General features: G+C 65.6%; 1 protein-coding gene and 1 other annotated feature. The gene reads right to left on the reverse strand.

All coding sequences use genetic code 11. The annotated features are described in order from the left end of the window. Window positions 1-30 precede the first annotated feature (30 nt). Window positions 31-1,298, reverse strand: a protein-coding gene (locus tag KVA01_RS12550; RefSeq protein WP_371858590.1) for an IS3 family transposase whose coding sequence is annotated in 2 segments (ribosomal slippage) — window positions 31-1,016 and window positions 1,016-1,298 — 1,269 coding nt in all. Because the reading frame shifts where the segments join, the coding sequence is not laid out codon by codon here. Continuing rightward, window positions 889-1,017: a sequence feature (AL1L pseudoknot), on the reverse strand. Its footprint overlaps the gene before it by 129 nt. Window positions 1,299-1,353: the final 55 nt, after the last annotated feature.

The following is a 1,353-nucleotide window of genomic DNA, read 5'->3' on the forward strand; positions in this document are numbered from 1 at the left end:
TGTCAAGCCCCGGTTTTGGTGGAGGGTTGGTTATCTGGCGTTGAGGGTCTCGGGGGTCGGTTCGGTAGCAGTGGTGACGGAGGGCTGGTGGGCCTCGCGGAAGGCCTGCGGGGTGAGGCCGCCGAGCGAGAGATGGGGCCGGAAAGTGTTGAACCAGTGGACCCATTCCGCGGTCGCGATCTCGACGTCGTCGATGCCCTTCCAGGGGCCGAGGTTCCGGATGACCTCCGCTTTGAACAGCGAGTTCAGAGCCTCGGCCAGTGCATTGTCATAGGAATCGCCGCGCGAGCCGACCGAGGCGACCGCGTCCTGCTCGGCCAGCGCCTGCCCGTAGCGGATCGCTCGATACTGGACTCCTCTATCGGAGTGATGCACGAGCCGGCTGAGGTCGGCTCCCTCGCGTCTGCGCAGGTAGATTGCCATGTTTAGGGCATTGAGAGCGAGATCGGTGTGCAGCGAGCGAGACGCTCGCCAGCCCACGATCTCCCGGTTGAACACGTCGGTGACGAACGCGACGTAGACCCATCCGGAGAACGTGTGGACGTAGGTGATGTCCGCGACCCACAGCTGGTTCGGCGCGAACGCGCTGAAATGCCGGTCCACCAGATCTGACGGGCAGTCCTCCCTCGGCGCGGATCTCGTCGTGTTCGGCGACTTCTTCCGGCGGATCCCGTGGAGACCGAGGTCGCGCATGAGCCGCTCGATCGTGCAGCGCGCGACGTGCCCGCGCCCGAGGCGGTCTTCCTCGCGGTTGAGCACGATGTGCATCTTCCGAGCGCCGAACACGCGGAGGTTGTCGTGGTGGACCTGCGCGATCTCCTCTCTGAGGATCTCGTCCCGGCGTGCCCGGGCGGAGGGCTCGCGCTGCTGGCGGGCGTAGTAGGTGCTCGGAGCGATCTGGATTCCTGCTTCGCGCAGGGTCGTACAGATCGGCTCGACTCCGAACTCGTCCTTGTGCTCGTCGATGAACGAGCAGGTCATCTTGAGGGGCGGTCGAGCTCCGCCGCGAAGAAAGCCGACGCGGATTTCAAGATTGCGTTCGCGCGCCGCAACTCGCGGACTTCCTTCTCGAGCTCGATGATCTTCTGCGCATCGTCGGTGGTGGTCCCCGGGCGGGTGCCGGCATCGATCTGGGTCTGACGGACCCAGCCGCGCAGGGTCTCGGGGTTCACGCCGAGCTGGTCACCGACTCGACGGAACACTCCCCGCTGGGAGCCGGGATCGTCCTCGAGGAGGTCCAGGACCATCCGGGTCGCTCGTTCTCGGAGCTCGTCGGGGTACTTGCGGGGTGCGGCCATGAGGGTGAAGTCCTTTCCGTGGCTTCAGTCCCTCCATCATCCCCGGGGCGAATCA

Source organism: Kocuria varians (assembly GCF_006539885.1).
GTDB lineage: Bacteria > Actinomycetota > Actinomycetes > Actinomycetales > Micrococcaceae > Kocuria > Kocuria varians.